16 protein-coding genes and 1 pseudogene are annotated in these 16962 nt (G+C 71.9%); 5 read left to right on the forward strand and 12 right to left on the reverse strand.

Going from position 1 to position 16962, the window contains the following annotated elements:
• Window positions 1-130: 130 nt before the first annotated feature.
• Window positions 131-2851 carry a GH92 family glycosyl hydrolase gene (locus ACLJPY_RS43260; RefSeq protein WP_410596793.1) on the forward strand — a complete coding sequence of 907 codons (2721 nt, stop codon included), beginning with the start codon at window positions 131-133 and terminating at the stop codon, window positions 2849-2851.
• Here ACLJPY_RS43260 and ACLJPY_RS43265 read toward each other — a convergent pair.
• The 3 genes from ACLJPY_RS43265 to ACLJPY_RS43275 form a co-directional block, all read right to left on the reverse strand.
• On the reverse strand, window positions 2842-3441 hold the full coding sequence (locus ACLJPY_RS43265; protein ID WP_410596794.1) for a GNAT family N-acetyltransferase: 600 nt from the start codon (window positions 3439-3441) through the stop codon (window positions 2842-2844). The two genes, ACLJPY_RS43260 and ACLJPY_RS43265, sit on opposite strands and share 10 nt — an antisense overlap.
• 40 nt (window positions 3442-3481) lie before the next feature.
• Window positions 3482-3739, reverse strand: coding sequence for a hypothetical protein (locus ACLJPY_RS43270; protein ID WP_410596795.1), 258 nt, complete (start codon window positions 3737-3739; stop codon window positions 3482-3484).
• A 129-nt stretch (window positions 3740-3868) separates the two neighbouring features.
• The gene (locus tag ACLJPY_RS43275) at window positions 3869-4324 is read right to left on the reverse strand and encodes an Lrp/AsnC family transcriptional regulator (RefSeq protein ID WP_103337692.1); all 456 of its coding nucleotides are present in this window, start codon (window positions 4322-4324) and stop codon (window positions 3869-3871) included.
• An 80-nt stretch (window positions 4325-4404) separates the two neighbouring features.
• On the opposite strand from ACLJPY_RS43275, the gene ACLJPY_RS43280 reads away from it, so the two are divergent.
• Complete coding sequence (locus ACLJPY_RS43280) at window positions 4405-5433, forward strand: Glu/Leu/Phe/Val dehydrogenase dimerization domain-containing protein (protein WP_410596796.1); 1029 nt, start codon at window positions 4405-4407, stop codon at window positions 5431-5433.
• 100 nt (window positions 5434-5533) lie between these two features.
• Here ACLJPY_RS43280 and ACLJPY_RS43285 read toward each other — a convergent pair whose 3' ends face one another.
• Window positions 5534-6349 carry a PHP domain-containing protein gene (locus ACLJPY_RS43285; RefSeq protein ID WP_410596797.1) on the reverse strand — a complete coding sequence of 272 codons (816 nt, stop codon included), beginning with the start codon at window positions 6347-6349 and terminating at the stop codon, window positions 5534-5536.
• A 57-nt stretch (window positions 6350-6406) separates the two neighbouring features.
• On the opposite strand from ACLJPY_RS43285, the gene ACLJPY_RS43290 reads away from it, so the two are divergent.
• Window positions 6407-9142 carry an FAD-binding and (Fe-S)-binding domain-containing protein gene (locus ACLJPY_RS43290; protein WP_410596798.1) on the forward strand — a complete coding sequence of 912 codons (2736 nt, stop codon included), beginning with the start codon at window positions 6407-6409 and terminating at the stop codon, window positions 9140-9142.
• Window position 9143: 1 nt separating this feature from the next.
• Here ACLJPY_RS43290 and ACLJPY_RS43295 read toward each other — a convergent pair whose 3' ends face one another.
• The 4 genes and pseudogenes from ACLJPY_RS43295 to ACLJPY_RS43310 form a co-directional block, all read right to left on the reverse strand.
• On the reverse strand, window positions 9144-9707 hold the full coding sequence (locus tag ACLJPY_RS43295) for a TetR family transcriptional regulator (protein WP_410596799.1): 564 nt from the start codon (window positions 9705-9707) through the stop codon (window positions 9144-9146).
• Window positions 9708-9750: 43 nt separating this feature from the next.
• Window positions 9751-9948, reverse strand: coding sequence for a ferredoxin (locus ACLJPY_RS43300; RefSeq protein ID WP_410596917.1), 198 nt, complete (start codon window positions 9946-9948; stop codon window positions 9751-9753).
• Between the two features lie 2 nt (window positions 9949-9950).
• Window positions 9951-11164, reverse strand: a pseudogene (locus ACLJPY_RS43305) (cytochrome P450).
• Window positions 11161-11670, reverse strand: a complete 510-nt coding sequence (locus ACLJPY_RS43310) for a PadR family transcriptional regulator (RefSeq protein ID WP_410596800.1) — start codon at window positions 11668-11670, stop codon at window positions 11161-11163. Before ACLJPY_RS43310 ends, ACLJPY_RS43305 begins: the two are co-directional and overlap by 4 nt.
• A gap of 116 nt (window positions 11671-11786) precedes the next feature.
• Between ACLJPY_RS43310 and ACLJPY_RS43315 the strand changes: the two genes are divergently transcribed.
• Complete coding sequence (locus ACLJPY_RS43315; RefSeq protein ID WP_410596801.1) at window positions 11787-12977, forward strand: cytochrome P450; 1191 nt, start codon at window positions 11787-11789, stop codon at window positions 12975-12977.
• Between the two features lie 2 nt (window positions 12978-12979).
• Window positions 12980-13195: a ferredoxin gene (locus ACLJPY_RS43320; protein ID WP_410596802.1), complete on the forward strand. Its 216-nt coding sequence runs from the start codon at window positions 12980-12982 to the stop codon at window positions 13193-13195.
• On the opposite strand, the gene mtnA is transcribed toward ACLJPY_RS43320, so the two are convergent.
• The 4 genes from mtnA to ACLJPY_RS43340 form a co-directional block, all read right to left on the reverse strand.
• The gene (gene mtnA, locus ACLJPY_RS43325; protein ID WP_410596803.1) at window positions 13152-14165 is read right to left on the reverse strand and encodes an S-methyl-5-thioribose-1-phosphate isomerase; all 1014 of its coding nucleotides are present in this window, start codon (window positions 14163-14165) and stop codon (window positions 13152-13154) included. The genes ACLJPY_RS43320 and mtnA overlap by 44 nt on opposite strands.
• 396 nt (window positions 14166-14561) lie before the next feature.
• Complete coding sequence (locus tag ACLJPY_RS43330; protein ID WP_410596804.1) at window positions 14562-15356, reverse strand: PIG-L family deacetylase; 795 nt, start codon at window positions 15354-15356, stop codon at window positions 14562-14564.
• 56 nt (window positions 15357-15412) lie between these two features.
• Entirely contained in the window at window positions 15413-16210 is a 798-nt protein-coding gene (locus ACLJPY_RS43335) for an Fpg/Nei family DNA glycosylase (protein WP_410596805.1), read from the reverse strand.
• Window positions 16211-16271: 61 nt separating this feature from the next.
• Complete coding sequence (locus ACLJPY_RS43340; RefSeq protein ID WP_410596806.1) at window positions 16272-16898, reverse strand: glyoxalase; 627 nt, start codon at window positions 16896-16898, stop codon at window positions 16272-16274.
• Window positions 16899-16962 lie beyond the last annotated feature (64 nt).

Raw genomic sequence — 16962 nt, forward strand, 5'->3', positions numbered from 1 at the left:
CGGTACCACTTCGATCCCCTGAACGTTGCCAGCGCGGCGCATGCGGTGCTGACAACGTTGTCACCACCATTCTGCTTGTCCGACAACGTTGTCGCCCGGCGGAAAGCGTGCGACAAGAGAGGAAGGGCTCATGTCCGGACCACTCTCGAGGCTGAACAGACGGCTGCGCGGTGCTTTGCTCGCCGCGGCTGTCGCGGGGGCGGGGCTCACCGCACTGCCGGCCACCCCGGCCGGCGCCGCGACGCTCGCCCTCACGCAGTACGTGAATCCCTTCATCGGCACCGACAACAGCAACTCGCCCAACCCCGTTCCCGGCGGCGCCGGCGGCAGCACGTACCCCGGCGCGGTGGTGCCGTTCGGGATGGTGCAGTTCAGCCCGGACACGCCGACCGCATCCCCGTCCGGGTACCGCTACAGCGACACCAGCATCGAAGAGTTCAGCCTCACCCACTTCAACGGCGCCGGCTGCGCCAACAACGAAGACCTCGGCCTGCTGCCGATCACCGGCGCGCTCGGCACCTCGCCGGGCACCGGCTGGACCGGGTACGCGGGCAGCTACACCAAGGCGAACGAGTCCGCCGCGCCCGGGTACTACAAGAACAAGCTCGACACCTACAACACGACCGTCGAGCTGTCCGCCACCCAGCGGACCGGCTTCATGAAGCTGACCTACCCGAACACGACGTCCGCACGGCTGCTCGTCAACACCAGCCGCAGCGCCACCGGCAGCCGGAACGGCAGCATCAGCATCAGCGGCAGCCAGCTCACCGGTTCGGTGACCGGCGGTGGCTTCTGCGGTTCGTCGAAGACGTACCAGATCTACTACGTCATCCAGTTCGACCGCGCGCCCAGCGGGTTCGGTACCTGGCTCGGCGGCACGGTCAGCGCCGGGAGCTCGAGCACCAGCGGCACGAACTCCGGCGGTTACGTCACCTTCGACACCTCGAGCAACGCGACCGTGCAGGCGAAGGTCGGCATCTCGTTCGTCAGCCTGGCCAACGCGCAGGCGAACCTCGCCGCCGAGAACCCCGGCTTCGACTTCGCCGGGATCCGCGGCGCGGCCGACACGAGCTGGAACAACGTCCTCAACCGCGTCCAGGTGACCGGCGGCGCCGCCGCCGACCTCCAGAAGTTCTACACGGCGCTGTACCACGTCTTCCAGAACCCGAACACCGCCAGTGACACGAACGGCCAGTACCGCGGGTTCGACCAGGCCGTCCACACCGCGTCGCACACCGTCTACCAGAACTACTCCGGCTGGGACATCTACCGGTCGTGGTCCGCGCTCATCGGGCTCGTCGCGCCGAACGAAGCGAGCGACATCGCGAAGTCGATGGTGCTCGACGGCCAGCAGGGCGGGTTGCTGCCCAAGTGGTCGCACAACAGCAACGAGCACTTCGTGATGACCGGCGACCCCGGGCCGATCATCGTCGGCAGCATGTACGCCTTCGGGGTCCGCGGGTTCGACACCGCGGCGGCGCTGACGCTGATGGACAAGAGCGCGAACGGCGGCACCACCCAGGGCCAGGCGATCCGCGGCCGGGAAAGCGGCTACCTCAGCCGGCACTACGTCTACGAAGACCCGTCGGACTCGCTCGAGTACTCGGCGTCGGACTTCGCGATTGCGCAGTTCGCGAAGGCGGTCGGCGACACCACGAAGTACAACACCTACATGCAGCGCGCCCAGTGGTGGCAGAACGTGTTCGGCCCCGACTCGGGCTACGTCCAGCCGCGGGGGAGCGACGGCACCTGGGCGTGGCCGGTCGTGCCGTCGAGCAACAGCGGCTACACCGAGGGCAACCCGTCGCAGTACACGTGGATGGTGCCGTACAACTACCAGGGGGTGATCAACCTGATGGGCGGCCGCCAGACCGCCGTCCAGCGGCTGGACCACCACTTCACGCAGCTCAACGGCGGGCTCACCCAGCCGTACTTCTACATCGGCAACGAGCCCGAGCACGGCGTGCCGTGGGCCTACAACTACGCCGCCCACCCGCAGGGCACCAGTTCCGCGGTGCGGCGGGTGATGAACGAATCGTTCACCACCGGCGCCGGCGGCCTGCCCGGCAACGACGACCTCGGCGCCACCTCGGCGTGGTACGTCTTCGCCGCGCTGGGCATGTACCCGGCGACGCCGGGCGCGGACGTGCTGGCCCTGCACGGCCCGCTGTTCCCGTCGGCGTCGATCATCCGGCCTTCGGGGACGATCCGGATCACCGGCAGCGGCGCGGGCCAGGGCGCCCAGTACGTGCAGAGCGTGAGCGTCAACGGCGTCTCGACGACGAAGTCGTGGATCCGCTACGGCGACATCGCGGGCGCGTCGACGCTGAGCTACGCGATGGGCTCGTCGCCGAGCGCCTGGGGCACCGCGGTGTCCGACGTCCCGCCGTCGTACAACGACGGGTTCACGCCGCCGGCCGCGGCGCCGGAACTCGGCACGAACCTGGCCCAGGGCAAGGCGGCCACGGGTTCGGCGTCGTGCAACTCGGCCGAGACCGCGGACAAGGCCGTCGACGGCAGCCTCGCGAACAACAGCAAGTTCTGCACCACCGCCGCGACCAAGTACCTGCAGGTCGACCTGGGGGCGGCGCAGAACGTGTCGTCGTTCGTGGTCAAGCACGCCGGTCTCGGCGGCGAGACCACGAGCTGGAACACCGGCGCCTTCACCATCCAGACGTCGACCGACGGTTCGACGTGGACGACGGTGGCGTCGGTGACCGGGTCGCGGGCGAGCCGCACGTACCACCCGATCACGACGCGCTCGGCGCGGTACGTGAAGCTCAACCTGACCACGCCGGCCAACGACGGGAACGGCGCGGCGCGCATCTACGAGTTCGAGGTCTACCGCTGATCCGGTGGCTCGTGAGCGCCTCGCCCGGCGCTCGCGAGCCACTCCTCGCGGGTGATCGCGTACTCGACTTCGCCGTGTTCGCTGCCCTCGGCGCGCTCGTGTTCCGGGAATTCCTCGAAGTACGTGCGGACGAACCGCATCCCCAGCTTCTCCATCACGCGGCGCGAGGCCTTGTTCACCGTCATGGTGAACGCCGTGACCCGCGTGACCCCCAGTTCGGTGAACCCCTTCGCGAGCAGGGCCGCGGACCCTTCCGTCCCGTAACCCTTGCCCCACGCCTTCCGGTGCAACCGGTACCCCAGTTCGGGTTCGTCGGGTGGATCGGCGGGACGCGGGCGGAAATGGAACCACCCCAGGAAGTCGCCGGTGCTCTTTTCGATCGCCGCCCAGAACCCGTAACCGGGGAAACGCTCGTAGTAACCGAGGAACGCGGGGAGATCCAGTGTGACGATCTCGGTGCGGTCCGCCGGCTGTCCCCCATTGAGGTACTTCATGACGGCCGGATCGTCGTAGAGCTCGAAGAGCGCGTCGGCGTCGTTCTCGGTGAACCGGCGGAAGATCAGCCGCTCGGTTTCGAGGAATACGTGCATCGGGTGATGCTGGCAGTAACCCCAGAGTGTGGCAATGCGTTTACGCGGCGGCGGCGAGGACCTCGCCCAGCGCCCGCGAGCCGGCCTCGGTGAGCATGGCGGGCACGCGCTCGCCGCACCTGCCGGGGTGCGCGGGTGCGATCAGGCCGAGCCGCGCGAGCCGGTGCACGGTGGACTGGTCGCAGCAGCTCAGGCCGTCGATGAACAGGTCGGGCTCGCAGCTGCAGCTGATCTCGGCGTGGCCCTCGGCCACGGCTCTCAACGTGGCCCGCTCACGATGGTTCAATGCGGTGATCATGGCGGTGCCTCCTTCCCTTCGGGCTCATTAGACGCCCCGCCACCGACAGTTTCCGCCTCCGAGCGTGCGAACCCGGGTATTTCGGGGTTCCACGTAGGGGTGGCGTGTCGCGTCCTGTGTGGGGTACCCCTACGGGAGCGGCTCAAGCGTCGTCTTCCGCAGGTGCCGGAAAACGATCGAGGTCCGGAACCCGACGATCTCGCGGCGCAACGCCAGCCGGTCGGTCAGGAATGCGTGCAGCGCGTCGATGTCCGGGGTGGTGACTTCGATCAGGAAATCGTCGTTTCCCGCCGTGACGTACACCGAAAGGACCTCCGGCAGTTCGGCGATCGACCGCTGGAAGGAATCGATCACCGCCCGGCTGAGCGGCCGCACCTGCGCCGTCACGAGCGCCCGGACGCCGCGGTTGAGGCTCGCCAGGTCGACGTCGGCGTGGTAGCCGCGGATGACGCCGCGCTCGCGCAGCAGCCGGATGCGTTCGAGGCACGTCGAGGGCGCGATGCCGACCTTCCGGGCGATGTCCCGGTTGGTCTGGCGGGCGTCTTCCTGCAGCAGCCGCACGATCGCCGAATCAAGTTCGTCCAGCACCGGGCTCTCCCTGTCGGACCCGAATTTCGTTCGGCAGCTGGTTCGAACTGCCGGTATTCACTCTAACTTCGGCGCTCATGACCGCACATGAGCAGCTCGTAGTCCGCCGGGGCCGTCGATCCGGCATCACCACGATGGTCGCGATCCACTCGACCGCGCTCGGCCCCGCCGTCGGCGGCTGCCGCTTCAAGCCCTACAGCACGCTCGAAGAAGCCATCGGCGACGTCCTCCGCCTCTCGGCCGCGATGACGGCGAAGTGCGCGGTCGCCGGACTGGCGTTCGGCGGCGGCAAGAGCGTCATCGCGACCGAACCCGGCAGGGTGCTTTCGCCCGAGGAGCGTCGGGCCGTCCTGCTCGACCACGCCGACCTGATCGCCGGCTTCGGCGGCCGCTACCAGGCGGGCCCGGACGTGGGCACCGGACCGGCGGACATGCTCGTGCTCCGCGAAGCCTCGCCGTACGCGTTCTGCACGCCGGAGTCCGCGGGCGGAACCGGTTCCTCCAGCGGCCCGACGGCGGTCGGCGTGCTCGCGGCGCTCCGGGCGGCGGCCGGCTCGGCGGACATGACGGGCCGCCGGGTGGTGATCAGCGGCTACGGCTCAGTGGGCGCGCACCTCGCGGCGAGCCTGCAGGCCGCGGGCGCGGGTGTGGTGGTCTCCGACATCGACCCCGGCAAGCGGGCGGGCGCCGAAAAGCAGGGCCTGACCTGGGCGGAGCCGGAGAAGGCGCTCACCCTGACCGCCGACGTGGTGATCCCGGCGGCGGTCGGCGGAGTGCTCGACCCCGAGACGGCGGCCCGGCTCGACACGCCGCTCGTGGTGGGCCCGGCGAACAACCAGCTGACCGACGACACCGTCGCGGAGCAGCTCGCCGCCCGCGGCATCCGCTGGATCCCGGACTACGTGGCGAGCGCGGGCGGCATCCTCTACACGCTTTCGAGGGAGGCCGAGGGCCTCGGCCACGAGGCCGCGCTCGCCCGCGTGGAGACGATCGAGGACACGGTGCGCGCGCTCCTCGCCGCGGCCGAGGCCAACGCGACCACCCCGCTGCAGGAGGCGGCCGCGCTGGCCGAGCGTCGGCTTGCGGCTGGTGCGGGGCCTTCGTGAGTCGCCTCGCTGGGGCAAACGGCCGCGGTGACCGAGCGTCGGCTCGCCTCGCCGCAGGCAGTGACGATTAGCCTCCCGCCCGACGCCGTGACCGAACCCTTCACCGCCCTCCAGCGGCCTCCCGGAGGGCCGCGAACACCTCAGGCGCGGTAGTGCACTCGCCAAGTCGGACCGCCTTCCGGTCACCGTGGAAGTCGCTCGAGCCGGTGACCAGCAACCCCAGGTCCGCGGCCACTTCCCGGAGCCGGTCGCGGACCTCGGGTGGCTGCTCCGGGTGGTCCGCCTCGATCCCCGCGAGCCCGGCGTCGCGGAGGGCCGCCAGCTGCGTGTCCGACACCGAAGCACGCCGCTTGACCGAGCGCGGGTGGGCCAGCACCGCCACGCCGCCCGCCGCGCGGACCAGTGCGATCGCGTCCGCCGTGGCCAGGACGTGCTTCGGCACGTCGGCCCGGCCGCCGTCGGCGATCCAGTCCGGGGTGAAAGCGTCGGTGATGCCCGCCGCGGCCAGGGCCGCCGCGATGTGCGGGCGGCCGAGCGGGGCGCCTCCGGCGATCGTCCGGACCTGGGCCAGGGTGATCGGGGCGCCCAGCTCGCGGCAGCGTTCGACCATCCGCACCCCGCGGCGGTCCCGGTCGGTGCGGATCAGCGCCAGCTCGGCGGCCAGTGCCTCGTGCCCGGGGTCGGCGAACAGCCCCAGCAGGTGCACCTCGGCGTCGTCGAGCCGGCACGAGATCTCGACCCCGGGGACCACCTCGACGTCCGCGGCGGCGGCGGTGGCCGCGGCCAGGCCCGCGAACGTGTCGTGGTCGGTGAGCGCGACCGCCGTCAGCCCCGCCTCGGCGGCCAGCCGCGGGAGTTCGGCGGGCGGCGTCGTCCCGTCCGAGGCCGTGCTGTGCGCGTGCAGGTCGATCGTCATGCCGCGGATCGTCGCACGGGTTCGCCGCGGCGGTGCCCCGTCGACTTGAATGGGGGCGTGGAGATCCTCACCGACGCCGCCACGCTCGCGCTGTACACCACCGACGCGTCCAACTACCGCCACGTGCCCCGCGGCGTGGTGCTGCCGCGGACCGTCGACGACGTCGTCGCGGCCGTCGCCGAAGCCCGCGCCCGCGACCTGCCGGTGATCGCCCGCGGCGGCGGCACGAGCGTCGCCGGGAACGCGTGCGGCCCGGGGCTGGTGATCGACACCTCGCGCCACCTCGGCGGGGTGCTCTCGCTGGACCCGGACACGCGGCTCGCGCGGGTGCTGCCCGGCACGGTCCTCGACGACCTGCAGGCCGTCGCGGCGCCGCACGGCCTGCGGTTCGGCCCGGACCCGTCGACGCACAGCCGCTGCACGCTCGGCGGGATGATCGGCAACAACGCGTGCGGTTCGCACTCGGTGGCGTGGGGGCGCACGGTCGACGTCGTCCACTCGCTGGAGGTCCTGCTCTACGACGGCACGCGGCTGCGGGTCGGCCCGGAGGAACCCACCGAAGGCCGGATCTTCGACGAGCTGCGCGCGCTGGTGCGCGGCAACCTCGCTCTGCTGCGCAAGGAACTCTCGACGTGGCCGCGGCGCGTGTCGGGCTACGGGCTCGAACACCTGCTGCCGGAGAACGGCTTCGACGTCGCCAAGGCGCTCGTCGGCTCGGAAGGCACCTGCGTGACCGTCCTGGAGGCGACGGTCTCGCTCGCCCGCCTGCCGGACCGCAAGGTGCTCGCCGTCCTGGGCTTCCCGTCCGACATCGCGGCGGCCGACGCGGTGCCGTCGATCCTCCCGTGGTCGCCGCTGACCGTCGAAGGCGTGGACGCCGAGCTCGTCGCCATGCTCCCCGGGCGGGTCCGCGACCTGCCGCCGGGCGGCGCGTGGCTGTTCGTCGAGCTGGCCGGCGACGACCCGGCCGCGCGCGCCCGGGAGCTGGCCGCGTCGCTCGACCTCACCGGGTTCGCGATCGTCGACGACCCGGCGGCGCAACGCGGGCTGTGGCGCATCCGCGAGGAAGGCGCCGGCCTCGCGACCCGGCTCGCCGACGGCTCGGAGGCCTGGCCGGGCTGGGAAGACGCGGCCGTCCCGCCCGAGCGGCTCGGTGCGTACCTGCGCGAGTTCAAGGAACTCATGCGCGCGCACGGGCGCCGCAGCGTCGTCTACGGCCACTACGGCGAAGGCTGCCTGCACCTGCGGCTGGACTTCGACCTGCTGTCCACCTCCGGCGTCGCGGGCTTCCGGCGCTTCCTCGAGGAGGCCGCGGACCTCGTCGCGGCGCACGGCGGCTCGCTGTCCGGCGAACACGGCGACGGCCAGGCGCGGTCGGAGCTGCTGTCGCGCATGTACAGCCCGGAGATGCTGGCCGTCTTCGCGCGGTTCAAGGCGATCTTCGACCCCGCCGGGCGGATGAACCCCGGCATCCTGGTGGCACCGCGGCCGATCGACGCCGACCTGCGTGTTCGCTCGACTTCGCAGTCCTTCGAGGACAGTGTCTTCCTCGGCTACCCGGAGGACCGCGGGAACTTCGGCCAGGCGATGCGGCGCTGCGTCGGGGTGGGGAAGTGCCGCAACACCAGCGGCGGCGGCGTGATGTGCCCGAGCTACCGGGCCACCCGCGAGGAACAGCACTCGACGCGCGGGCGTGCCCACCTGCTCGCCGAGATGATCAACGGCGAAGTCATCACCGACGGCTGGCGGTCGTCCGAAGTGCACGATGCTCTCGACTTGTGCCTGTCCTGCAAGGGATGTCTCTCGGACTGCCCGGTCGACGTCGACATGGCGACGTACAAGGCCGAGTTCCTGCACCACCACTACCGGCGGCGGCTGCGCCCGGCGTCGCACTACTCGATGGGCTGGCTACCGCTGTGGCTGCGGCTCAGCGCGCGCGTCCCGCGGCTGGCCAACGCCGTCGGGCGGTCCCGGCTGGCCGGCTTGGTGAAACGGCTCGGCGGGATCGCGCCGGAACGCGAGCTGCCGTCGTTCGCCCCCGCCCCGTTCACGTCGTCGCACGCGGACCTGCGGCGGAAGGCGTCCGGGCAGCGGCGGGTGGTGCTGTGGCCGGATTCCTTCAACAACTACCTGACGCCGTCGGTGCTCGACGCCGCGCACGAGGTGCTCACCGCCGCCGGGTACGACGTCGTGCTGCCGGACCGCGGAGTCTGCTGTGGACTGACGTGGGTGTCGACCGGCCAGCTCGGCGTGGCGCGCCGCGTCCTGGACCGGACCCTGGACGTGCTCCTGCCGTACCTGCAGGAGGGTTACGAGGTGGCGGGCCTGGAACCGAGCTGCACGGCGCTGTTCCGCGGCGACCTGCCCGCGCTGATGCCGGGCGACGCCCGCGCGGAACTGCTGGCCGCGCGGACGTTCACGTTCGCGGAACTGCTGGAGCGTGCGCCGATCCCGTTCGCCGCGCTGGACGTCGACGCGATCACGCAGGTGCACTGCCACCAGCACGCGGTCCTCGGCTTCGGCGCCGACGAGTCCGCGCTGGCGGCCGCGGGCGTCCGGAACACGACGCTCGACTCGGGCTGTTGCGGCCTCGCGGGCAACTTCGGTTTCGAGCGCGGCCACTACGAGGTGTCGAAGGCGGTGGCGGAGGACCGGATGCTGCCCGCGATCCGCGCGGCCGCACCGGAAACGGTGGTGGTGTCGGACGGCTTCAGCTGCCGGACCCAGATCGCCCAGGAGTCGGGCCGGACCCCGGTGCACCTGGCCGAACTGCTGCGCCGGGCGCTGCCGTGACCTATTCGCTGCGCTCCAGCAGCGTCCTGGTCGCGGTGAGGACGAGCCGGACGATGTCGTCGGGATCGGCGCTGGCCAGCGGTTCCTTGCCGGTGACCTCGCGGACCAGCGCGATGCCCATCAGCCAGGCGAGCGCCAGGTCCGCCCGCAGTTCGGCGTCCGGGGCGTCGGTCAGCGTGGCGAGCACGCGAGCGTACTCCCGGCCGACTTCGTGCCGGATCGCCGCGGCGACGTTGTCGCTGCCCGACGAGCGCAGGTACGTCTCCAGCGCGCGGTTCCGCTGACCCTCCGGGTCGAGCATGCTGCGCAGCGACGTGCTGAAGAGCCGCTCGGCCGGGGTCGCGGCGAGCTGTTCGCGCCCCGAGCGGGCGATGACCGCCTCGAACAGGGCCTCTTTGCTGCCGAAGTAGCGGAACAGCAGCGACTGGTTCGCCCCGGCCAGCTTGGCGATGTCCCGCACGGTGGTCCGGTCGAACCCGCGCTCGGCGAACAGCTTCGCCGCGGCGTCCAGCAACGCCTGCCGCGTCGCGGCCGCGTCCCGTCTGCGACCGGCCTGTTCCGTCATCGAAGCAGGTTAACCGGCAAACCGGACGCGGCGCGACGGACCCTCAGGCGCCGGAGAGGCGGATCGCGGCGGCCGGGCAGGTCAGTTCCGCCTGCCGGACCGCGTCCTCCGCTCCGGCGGGCGGCTCGGGTGTGAGCAGGACGACCGTGCCGTCGTCCTCGTTCTGGTCGAACGCCTCCGGAGCCAGCAGCACGCACTGGCCGGACGAGACGCAGCTTGCCGTGTCGACGCTGATCTTCACGCTCACCACTCCACCGGCACGCGCTCGACGCCGCCGGCCACGCGGTTGGTGCGCACCGGGATCTCGTCGATCCCGACGGCCAGGCGCAGGCCCGGGAAGCGGCGGAACAGCTTCGGGAACACCGTGCGCAGCTCGGTGCGGGCGAGGTTGGCGCCGATGCAGACGTGCGCGCCGGTGCCGAAGGCGAGGTGCACGTTCGGCGTCCGGTCGGGGTCGAACCCGTCCGGGTCGGCGAACACCGACGCGTCCCGGTTGGCCGCGTCGCTGGAGATGAGGACGGCGTCGCCGCGCATGATCCGGACGCCGGCGATCTCGACGTCTTCGTGGGCGTACCGCAGCAGGCCGGTGCCGCTGGTCGCGGTCAGCCGCAGGATCTCCTCGACCGTCTGGTTCACCTGGCCCTCGGGGTCGGCGGCGAAGCGGTCGCGGCGGGCGGTGTCGGTGAGCAGGAACAGCGTGCCCATCGCGATGCGCGTCGACGTCGTCTCGTGGCCGGCGAACAGCAGGCCTGCGCCCTCCGGGCGAGGTCCTCGTCGGTGAACGTCGGGTCTTCGGCCTGGACCGCGACCATGTCGGAGATGACGTCGGGCTGCGGGTCCGCGCGCTTGGCGTCGGCGAGCTTCGTCATGTAGGCCATGAACTCCGCCATCGCCGCCTGGGCGTCTTCGCCGCCGTCCATCACCGCGATCCGCTCGGACAACCCGCGGAAGTGCTCGCGGTCGGCGTACGGGACGCCGAGCAGCTCGCAGATCACCAGCACCGGCAACGGGAACGCGAGGAAGTCGGTCAGGTCGACGGGCTCGCCGGGGCGGGCTTCGCGCGCGGCCTGCATGTCGTCGAGGCAGCGGTCGGTCAGCTCCGCGATGCGGTCGCCGAGCGCGCGCATCCTGGGCGCGGAGAACGCGGGCGCCAGCATCCGGCGCATCCGCTTGTGCACGTGTTCTTCGGTCTCGAAGTCGCCGCTCGGGCCGTCCTGCAGCGCGGCGTAGGAGATCCGCGACGCCTGTTCGGGCGCCGGGTGCGACCGGCCGAAGCGGCGGTCGCGGAACACCTCCTTGGCCTCCTCGTAGGACGTCACCAGCCAGGCCGGGTCGCCGGCCGGGGTGAGCACCCGGCTCACCGGCGCCTGCTGCCGGAGGACCTGGTAGTCCGGGGCGATCGCGAGTGCGTTCGCGCGGGCGAAGGGGAGGCGGGGTGTCTCTTCGGTGGTCGTCATGCGTCTTCCCTCGGATCGGTGGTGAGGCCGGCGAGCCAGCGGAGTTCGGCGTCGAACTTCCCGAGCACGTGCTGCAGCGCGGCCCGGCCCCACGGGTCGGCCTGGCCCGCGGCCAGCTCGGTGAGCCGGGCGTGTTCGGCGGTCAGCGCGTTCCTGCGGACGTCGAGCACCCGCTTTCGTTCCGGCGGGCGCAGCCACGCGAAGTTCCCGACGCGGGCCAGGAACTCCGGCTCGTTGAGCGCGAGGTCGGCCGGGAAGTCCGCGAGCAGGTCGTGCAGCAGTTCCCGCCCGACCTCGGTGATGGTGTAGACGTGCCGCGGCGGTTTGGCCTCCTGCTCCTCCGCGCTGCGGCTCACCGCGCCCGCGTCGACGAAACGCCGCAGCGTCGGGTAGAGCGAGTTGTTCGACAGGGTGTGGCCGGTCGAGGCCTCCACCGCCTTGCGGAGTTCGTAGCCGTGCATCGGCTCGACGGCCAGCTTGGACAGCAAGAGGATTTCGATCCACACCTAGGTCACCGTAACCTAGGCTTCGGTGACTGAGCAATGGCGGATCGTGACAGGCGGGAAGAAACTGTGTAGCGTTGTAAGCAGCTGCTTACAAACTCGAGCACGGGGGTTCCCGCATGACCGCCACCCACACCGAACCGCTCGCGTACCCGTTCAACGAGGAGGCCGGGCTCGACCTGAACGAGGCCTACGCGGCCGCGCGGGAAGCCGACGGCCTGGTCCGGGTGAAGATGACCTACGGGGAGCCGGCGTGGCTGGCCACCCGCTACGCCGACGCCCGGCTGGTGCTGGGCGACCGCCGGTTCTCGCGGGCGATGGAGAAGGAGAAGGACGCCCCGCGCCGCTCGCCGGTGCAGCGCGAGGGCGGCATCCTGCAGATGGACCCGCCCGATCACACGCGGCTGCGGACGCTGGTCGCGAAGGCGTTCACCATGCGCCGCGTCGAGCTGCTCCGGCCGCGCGTCGCCGCACTGGCGTCGGGGCTGATCGCGGACATGAAGGCCGCCGGCCCGCCCGCCGACCTCGTCGACGCCTACGCGCTGCCGATCCCGGTCGCGGTGATCTGCGAGCTGCTCGGCGTCCCGGTCGCGGACCGGCCGAAGTTCCGCGTGTGGAGCGACGCGGCGCTGTCCACCAGCGGGCTGACGCCCGAGGAGTTCGAGCGCAACCGCGAAGAGCTGCGCGACTACATGCGGGGGCTGATCGCCGAACACCGCTCGCAGCCGCAGGACGACCTGATGACGGCGCTGATCGAGGCCCGCGACGTCCGCGACCGGCTGACCGAGCTCGAGCTGGTCGACCTGTGCGTCGGCATCCTCGTGGCCGGCCACGAGACCACGGCGAGCCAGATCCCGAACTTCGTCTACGCCCTGCTGGACCAGCACGAGCAGTGGGAGCGGCTGTGCGCCGACCCGGACCTGATCCCGGCCGCCGTCGAAGAGCTGCTGCGGTTCGTGCCGCTGGGGGCGGGCGCGGGCTTCGCGCGGTACGCCACCGAAGACGTCGAGGTCGGGGGCGTGCTGGTGCGCGCGGGGGAGCCGGTGCTGGTCGCGATCGGCGCGGCCAACCGGGACGGGCTCCAGTTCGGCGACGCCGAGGAACTGCGCTTCGACCGCGAGGAGAACCACCACCTGGGCTTCGGCCACGGCGTCCACCACTGCCTGGGTGCGCCGCTGGCCCGGCTGGAGCTGCAGGAGGCGCTGCGCGCGTTGGTCACCGAGTTGCCGGGGCTGCACTTGGCCGGCGATATCGTGTGGAAGACGCAGATGCTCGTCCGCGGACCGCGGTCGATGCCGATCGGATGGTGACGATGAGCTGGCACGTGGAAGTCGACGAACACACCTGCATCGGGTCGGGGATGTGCGCGGCGCTGATGCCCGAGGTGTTCGTCCTCGACGGCCCGGTGGCGCACCCGGTGACGCCGACGGTGGCGGCCGACGAAACGGTGCTCGACGCGGCGGACTCGTGCCCGGCGATGGCGATCACGGTGACCGACGGCGGCCGGGAGATCGGACCCCGCCCCTGAGCACACCGTCCCTGAGCACACCGTGCTCGGTGACCACGGCCGTGACCAGGTCGTGCGGGGTGACGTCGAAGGCGGGGTTGAAGACGCGCGCGGCGACCGGCGTGATCGGCACCCCGCCGTACTCGGTGAGCTCGCGGGCGTCGCGTTCCTCGATGGCGATGCCCGCGCCGTCCGCGAGCGTGCTGTCCACAGTGGACGAAGGCGCGACCACGACGAACGGCACACCGTGGTGCCGGGCGGCGATGGCGAGGCCGTAGGTGCCGATCTTGTTGGCGACATCGCCGTTCGCGGCGATCCGGTCCGCCCCGACGAGGACGCAGTCGACCATCCCCCGCGCCATGGCCGCCGCGGCGGCCCCGTCGGGCTGGACGCGGTAGGGGACCTCCGCCTGGTCGAGTTCCCACGCCGTCAGCCGGGCCCCTTGGAGCAGCGGGCGCGTCTCGTCGACGAGGACTTCTTCGACGAGCCCGCGTTCGTGCAGGTGCCAGACGACCCCGAGGGCACTGCCCCAGCCGACGGTGGCGAGGCGCCCGGCGTTGCAGTGGGTGAGCAGCCGCAGCGGCCGCCGCGCGCACTCGGCGAGCACGACGTCGGCGGCGTGCTTCGAGGCGGTCTTGTTGAGGTGTTCGTCCTCGTCGAGCAGGGCGAGCGCCTCCGCGAGGACGGCGTCCGGGCCCTGGTCGAGCTTCGAGAGGGCGCGTTCGACACCCCAGGCGAGGTTGACGGCGGTCGGCCGGGCGTGCGCGATGAGGTCGGCGTCGGCCCGGACATCGCCGCGGTGCTGCGCGGAGAGGGCCACGCCGAGCGCCCCGGCGGCCCCGAGCGCGGGAGCACCCCGCACGGCGAGCCGCTTGACGGCGTCGACGAGCTCACCGACGCTCCGCAGCTCGAGCACCCGGTAGTCCCGGGGGAGTGCGGTCTGGTCGACGATGACGATGGCCCCATCGGCCCAGTCGATGGTCCTGCGCACGAGCCCTCCCGCCGGTCCGGGTGAAGAAGCGACGTAACCATTGAACATCGCCGCCGACCACGCGAGTTCGGTCCTTGATCACGCGAGGCACGGGTTCGGTCACCCGAGTGCGGAGTACCCGGGAGGTCGGATGGCGTACCTGAGGGGTCGGTTTGCGTACTTGGAGGGTCGGATGGCGTACCCGGAGGGTCGGATGGTGTGACCGGAGGGTCGGTGTGACCGGAGCCGAGTCCGGCGTGATTGGAGCCGGATCTCGCGTGATTGTGGCCGGATCTCGCGTGACTGGAGGGGCATCTCGCGTGATTGGCGGGGCATCACGATCCTTTCCCCCGGCCCCGGCCCCGGCCCCGGCCCCGGCCCCGGCCCGGGCCCCGGCCCCGGGCCTGGGCCCGGGGGTTAGAGGCCGGCCATCAGGTCGGTTTCCGTGATGCCTGGGCCTTCACCCGCGCGGATGAACCACTCCGTGCCGAACGCCTGGTTGAACACCTCGTCCGGCATCGCCAGCATGAACATCTCCTCGGTGATCTGGCTCGGGTGCGCGCGCATCGCCGCGCGCTTGACCGCCGCGTACTCCGACACGTCGACCGCCGCCGTGATCTCGGCCTCCGGCTTGCCGAACTCCACGTTCTCCGGGGGCTTCGGTGCCGCCTCCGGCGGGAGCGTCCCGTCCGCCACCGCCGCTTCCATGCCGCGCTGCATGAACTCGCGGTTGAACGTCGCCTGGAACACGCGGGACGTGCCGGCCAGTTCGGCCGCGCGGACGCCGACGCGGTGGACCTGGATGTGGTCCGGGTGGCCGTAGTCGCCGTTGTCGTCGTACACCGTCAGGACGTCGGCCGACTCCTCGCGCAGGATCGCCGCCAGCTGCTCGGCCGCCTTCTCCACGTCCGCGCGCCAGAAGCACGCCGGGTCGTCGTTCGTCGGCTCGCCCATCATGCCCGAGTCGCGGTAGCCCAGGAACTCCACGCGCTCGACGCCGAGGATCTCCGCCGCCGCGTACGACTCCTGGACCCGCCGGTCGGCCAGCTTCTCGCCCTCGGCGAGGAAGCCGTCGGGAACCTCGCCGGCTTCGCCCTTGGTGGCGACGACGAGCACGACCCGGTGCCCCTCCTCGACGGCCTTGCGCATGACGCCCGCGGTGCGGAGGCACTCGTCGTCCGGGTGGGCGTGGAAAGTGACCAGTGTTGCCATGTCCGCGACGGTACCGGCTACCCCCGACAAAAACCGCCCGCGAGGGTGCGCACCCGCTAGGACTGCTCCTTCGAGCACCACCACGTCGACCGGCCGCCGACCGTCCCGTGGCTCATCTCCGCGCCGCAGCGCGGGCAGTGGTCACCCGCCCGGCGGTGGCCGATGATTTCGCCGGTGTGCACGCCGCCGTGGCGGATCGCCGCGCGCAGCGCCTTCCGCAGCGCCTTGTGCAGGTTCGCGAGGTCGTCGCCGTCGAGTTCGCCGACCGGCCGCGCCGGGGCGAGCGCGGCCTGCCAGAGGGTTTCGTCCGCGAGCAGGTTGCCGATCCCGGCCACCACCGACTGGTCGAGCAGCCGCGCTTTCAGCGGCGCCCGCCCGCGGCCGACGCGCTCGCCGAACTCGCGGCGCGAAATTTCGCCGGCGTCGGGCCCGAGCGCGTCGAGATCGGGGTCCAGCCGGACCCGGCTGAGCCGCCGCGTGTCGAACAGGCGCAGCTGTTCGCCGTCGGCGAAAGTGATCCCGAAGCGGAACCACTCCGGCTTCTCCGCCCGGTCGCGGAACCGCCCCGGGCCGGGTGGCCCGCTTCGGCCGCCGAACCGCAGCTGCCCGGCCATCCCGAGGTGCAGACCGAGGTTCGGGCCGGGCCGCCCGGTGCGGCTTTCCGTTCCGCACCACAGGGTCTTGCCCCGCCGGTGCGCCTCGGTGAGCCGGCCGCCGCGCAACGCCGTGGCGATGTCCCCGGGCGCGTGCGGGCGGCAGACCCAGTCGTCGTGGTCGTCGACCTCGCGGATCTTCCGGCCGAGCGCACCGGCGAGCACCTGCCGGGCGAGTTCCACTTCGGGGAGTTCGGGCACCCCGGCAAGTCTGCCGGAACCCGGTCGGGGACGCCGTGCGAGCAGCACCGCCCCCGGCCGCTCAGGACAGGCTCGCGGCGGCGGTCGTCTCCCAGGCGAACCCGTCCGGGTCGGTGAACGCCGCGGCCGCGCCGCCGACCGCGATCCGGTGCGAGCCGCTGCCCTCGGGGGCGACCCCGGCGTCCTTCGCGAGCGCCTTGCGGCGGTACAGCGCCAGCTTGACGGGGCTTTCGCCGGCGTCGAACTCGACGTACACCTTGCCGAAGCTCTTGGCGACGGTCATGCCGTGGCCGACGTAGAACTTCTTGCTGGCGGCCACGTCGGCGACGCCCAGCAGGAGCACGACGGCGTCGATCTTGCGGGTGGCCGGGCCGGTGTTCTTCTTGGCCGAGGTCGCGAGCTTCCAGATCGTGCCGTCCGGCGCCCGGACGGTGCCGCCGTAGCCCCACATGGACTTCGTGGCCGGCTTGATCGTCGTGGCGCCGGCCTCGAGCGCGGTCCCGATCAGGGAATCGACGTCGGCGGGCTGGGGCACGGTGAGGGAGAGGGTGAAGCCGCGGAAGCCGTCGCTCGGCGCTTCGGCGACCCGGAACCGCAGCCGGCCGGTCAGCCCGAAGGCGTCGGCGTAGAAGCGCTCGGCGGCGGCGGTGTCGGTGACTTCGAGGGTGATGGTGTCGATGTTCGTCATGCCGGCAACGCTAGGTCCGGGCCGCTGACCGGCGCTTCTCGATTCCTGACCGGTCTCCGCGCCC

Origin of the sequence: Amycolatopsis sp. lyj-23, assembly GCF_046549135.1 — a bacterium.
Lineage (GTDB): Bacteria > Actinomycetota > Actinomycetes > Mycobacteriales > Pseudonocardiaceae > Amycolatopsis.

Excerpts from the sequence above, each read along its gene's own strand:
- ACLJPY_RS43285 (WP_410596797.1), bottom strand. The coding sequence starts at position 6,349 with ATGACGATCGACCTGCACGCGCACAGCACGGCCTCGGACGGGACGACG.
- ACLJPY_RS43260 (WP_410596793.1), top strand. The coding sequence starts at position 131 with ATGTCCGGACCACTCTCGAGGCTGAACAGACGGCTGCGCGGTGCTTTG.
- ACLJPY_RS43280 (WP_410596796.1), top strand. The coding sequence starts at position 4,405 with ATGACCGCACATGAGCAGCTCGTAGTCCGCCGGGGCCGTCGATCCGGC.
- ACLJPY_RS43295 (WP_410596799.1), bottom strand. The coding sequence starts at position 9,707 with ATGACGGAACAGGCCGGTCGCAGACGGGACGCGGCCGCGACGCGGCAG.
- ACLJPY_RS43340 (WP_410596806.1), bottom strand. The coding sequence starts at position 16,898 with ATGACGAACATCGACACCATCACCCTCGAAGTCACCGACACCGCCGCC.
- ACLJPY_RS43330 (WP_410596804.1), bottom strand. The coding sequence starts at position 15,356 with ATGGCAACACTGGTCACTTTCCACGCCCACCCGGACGACGAGTGCCTC.
- ACLJPY_RS43320 (WP_410596802.1), top strand. The coding sequence starts at position 12,980 with ATGAGCTGGCACGTGGAAGTCGACGAACACACCTGCATCGGGTCGGGG.
- ACLJPY_RS43265 (WP_410596794.1), bottom strand. The coding sequence starts at position 3,441 with ATGCACGTATTCCTCGAAACCGAGCGGCTGATCTTCCGCCGGTTCACC.
- ACLJPY_RS43315 (WP_410596801.1), top strand. The coding sequence starts at position 11,787 with ATGACCGCCACCCACACCGAACCGCTCGCGTACCCGTTCAACGAGGAG.
- ACLJPY_RS43270 (WP_410596795.1), bottom strand. The coding sequence starts at position 3,739 with ATGATCACCGCATTGAACCATCGTGAGCGGGCCACGTTGAGAGCCGTG.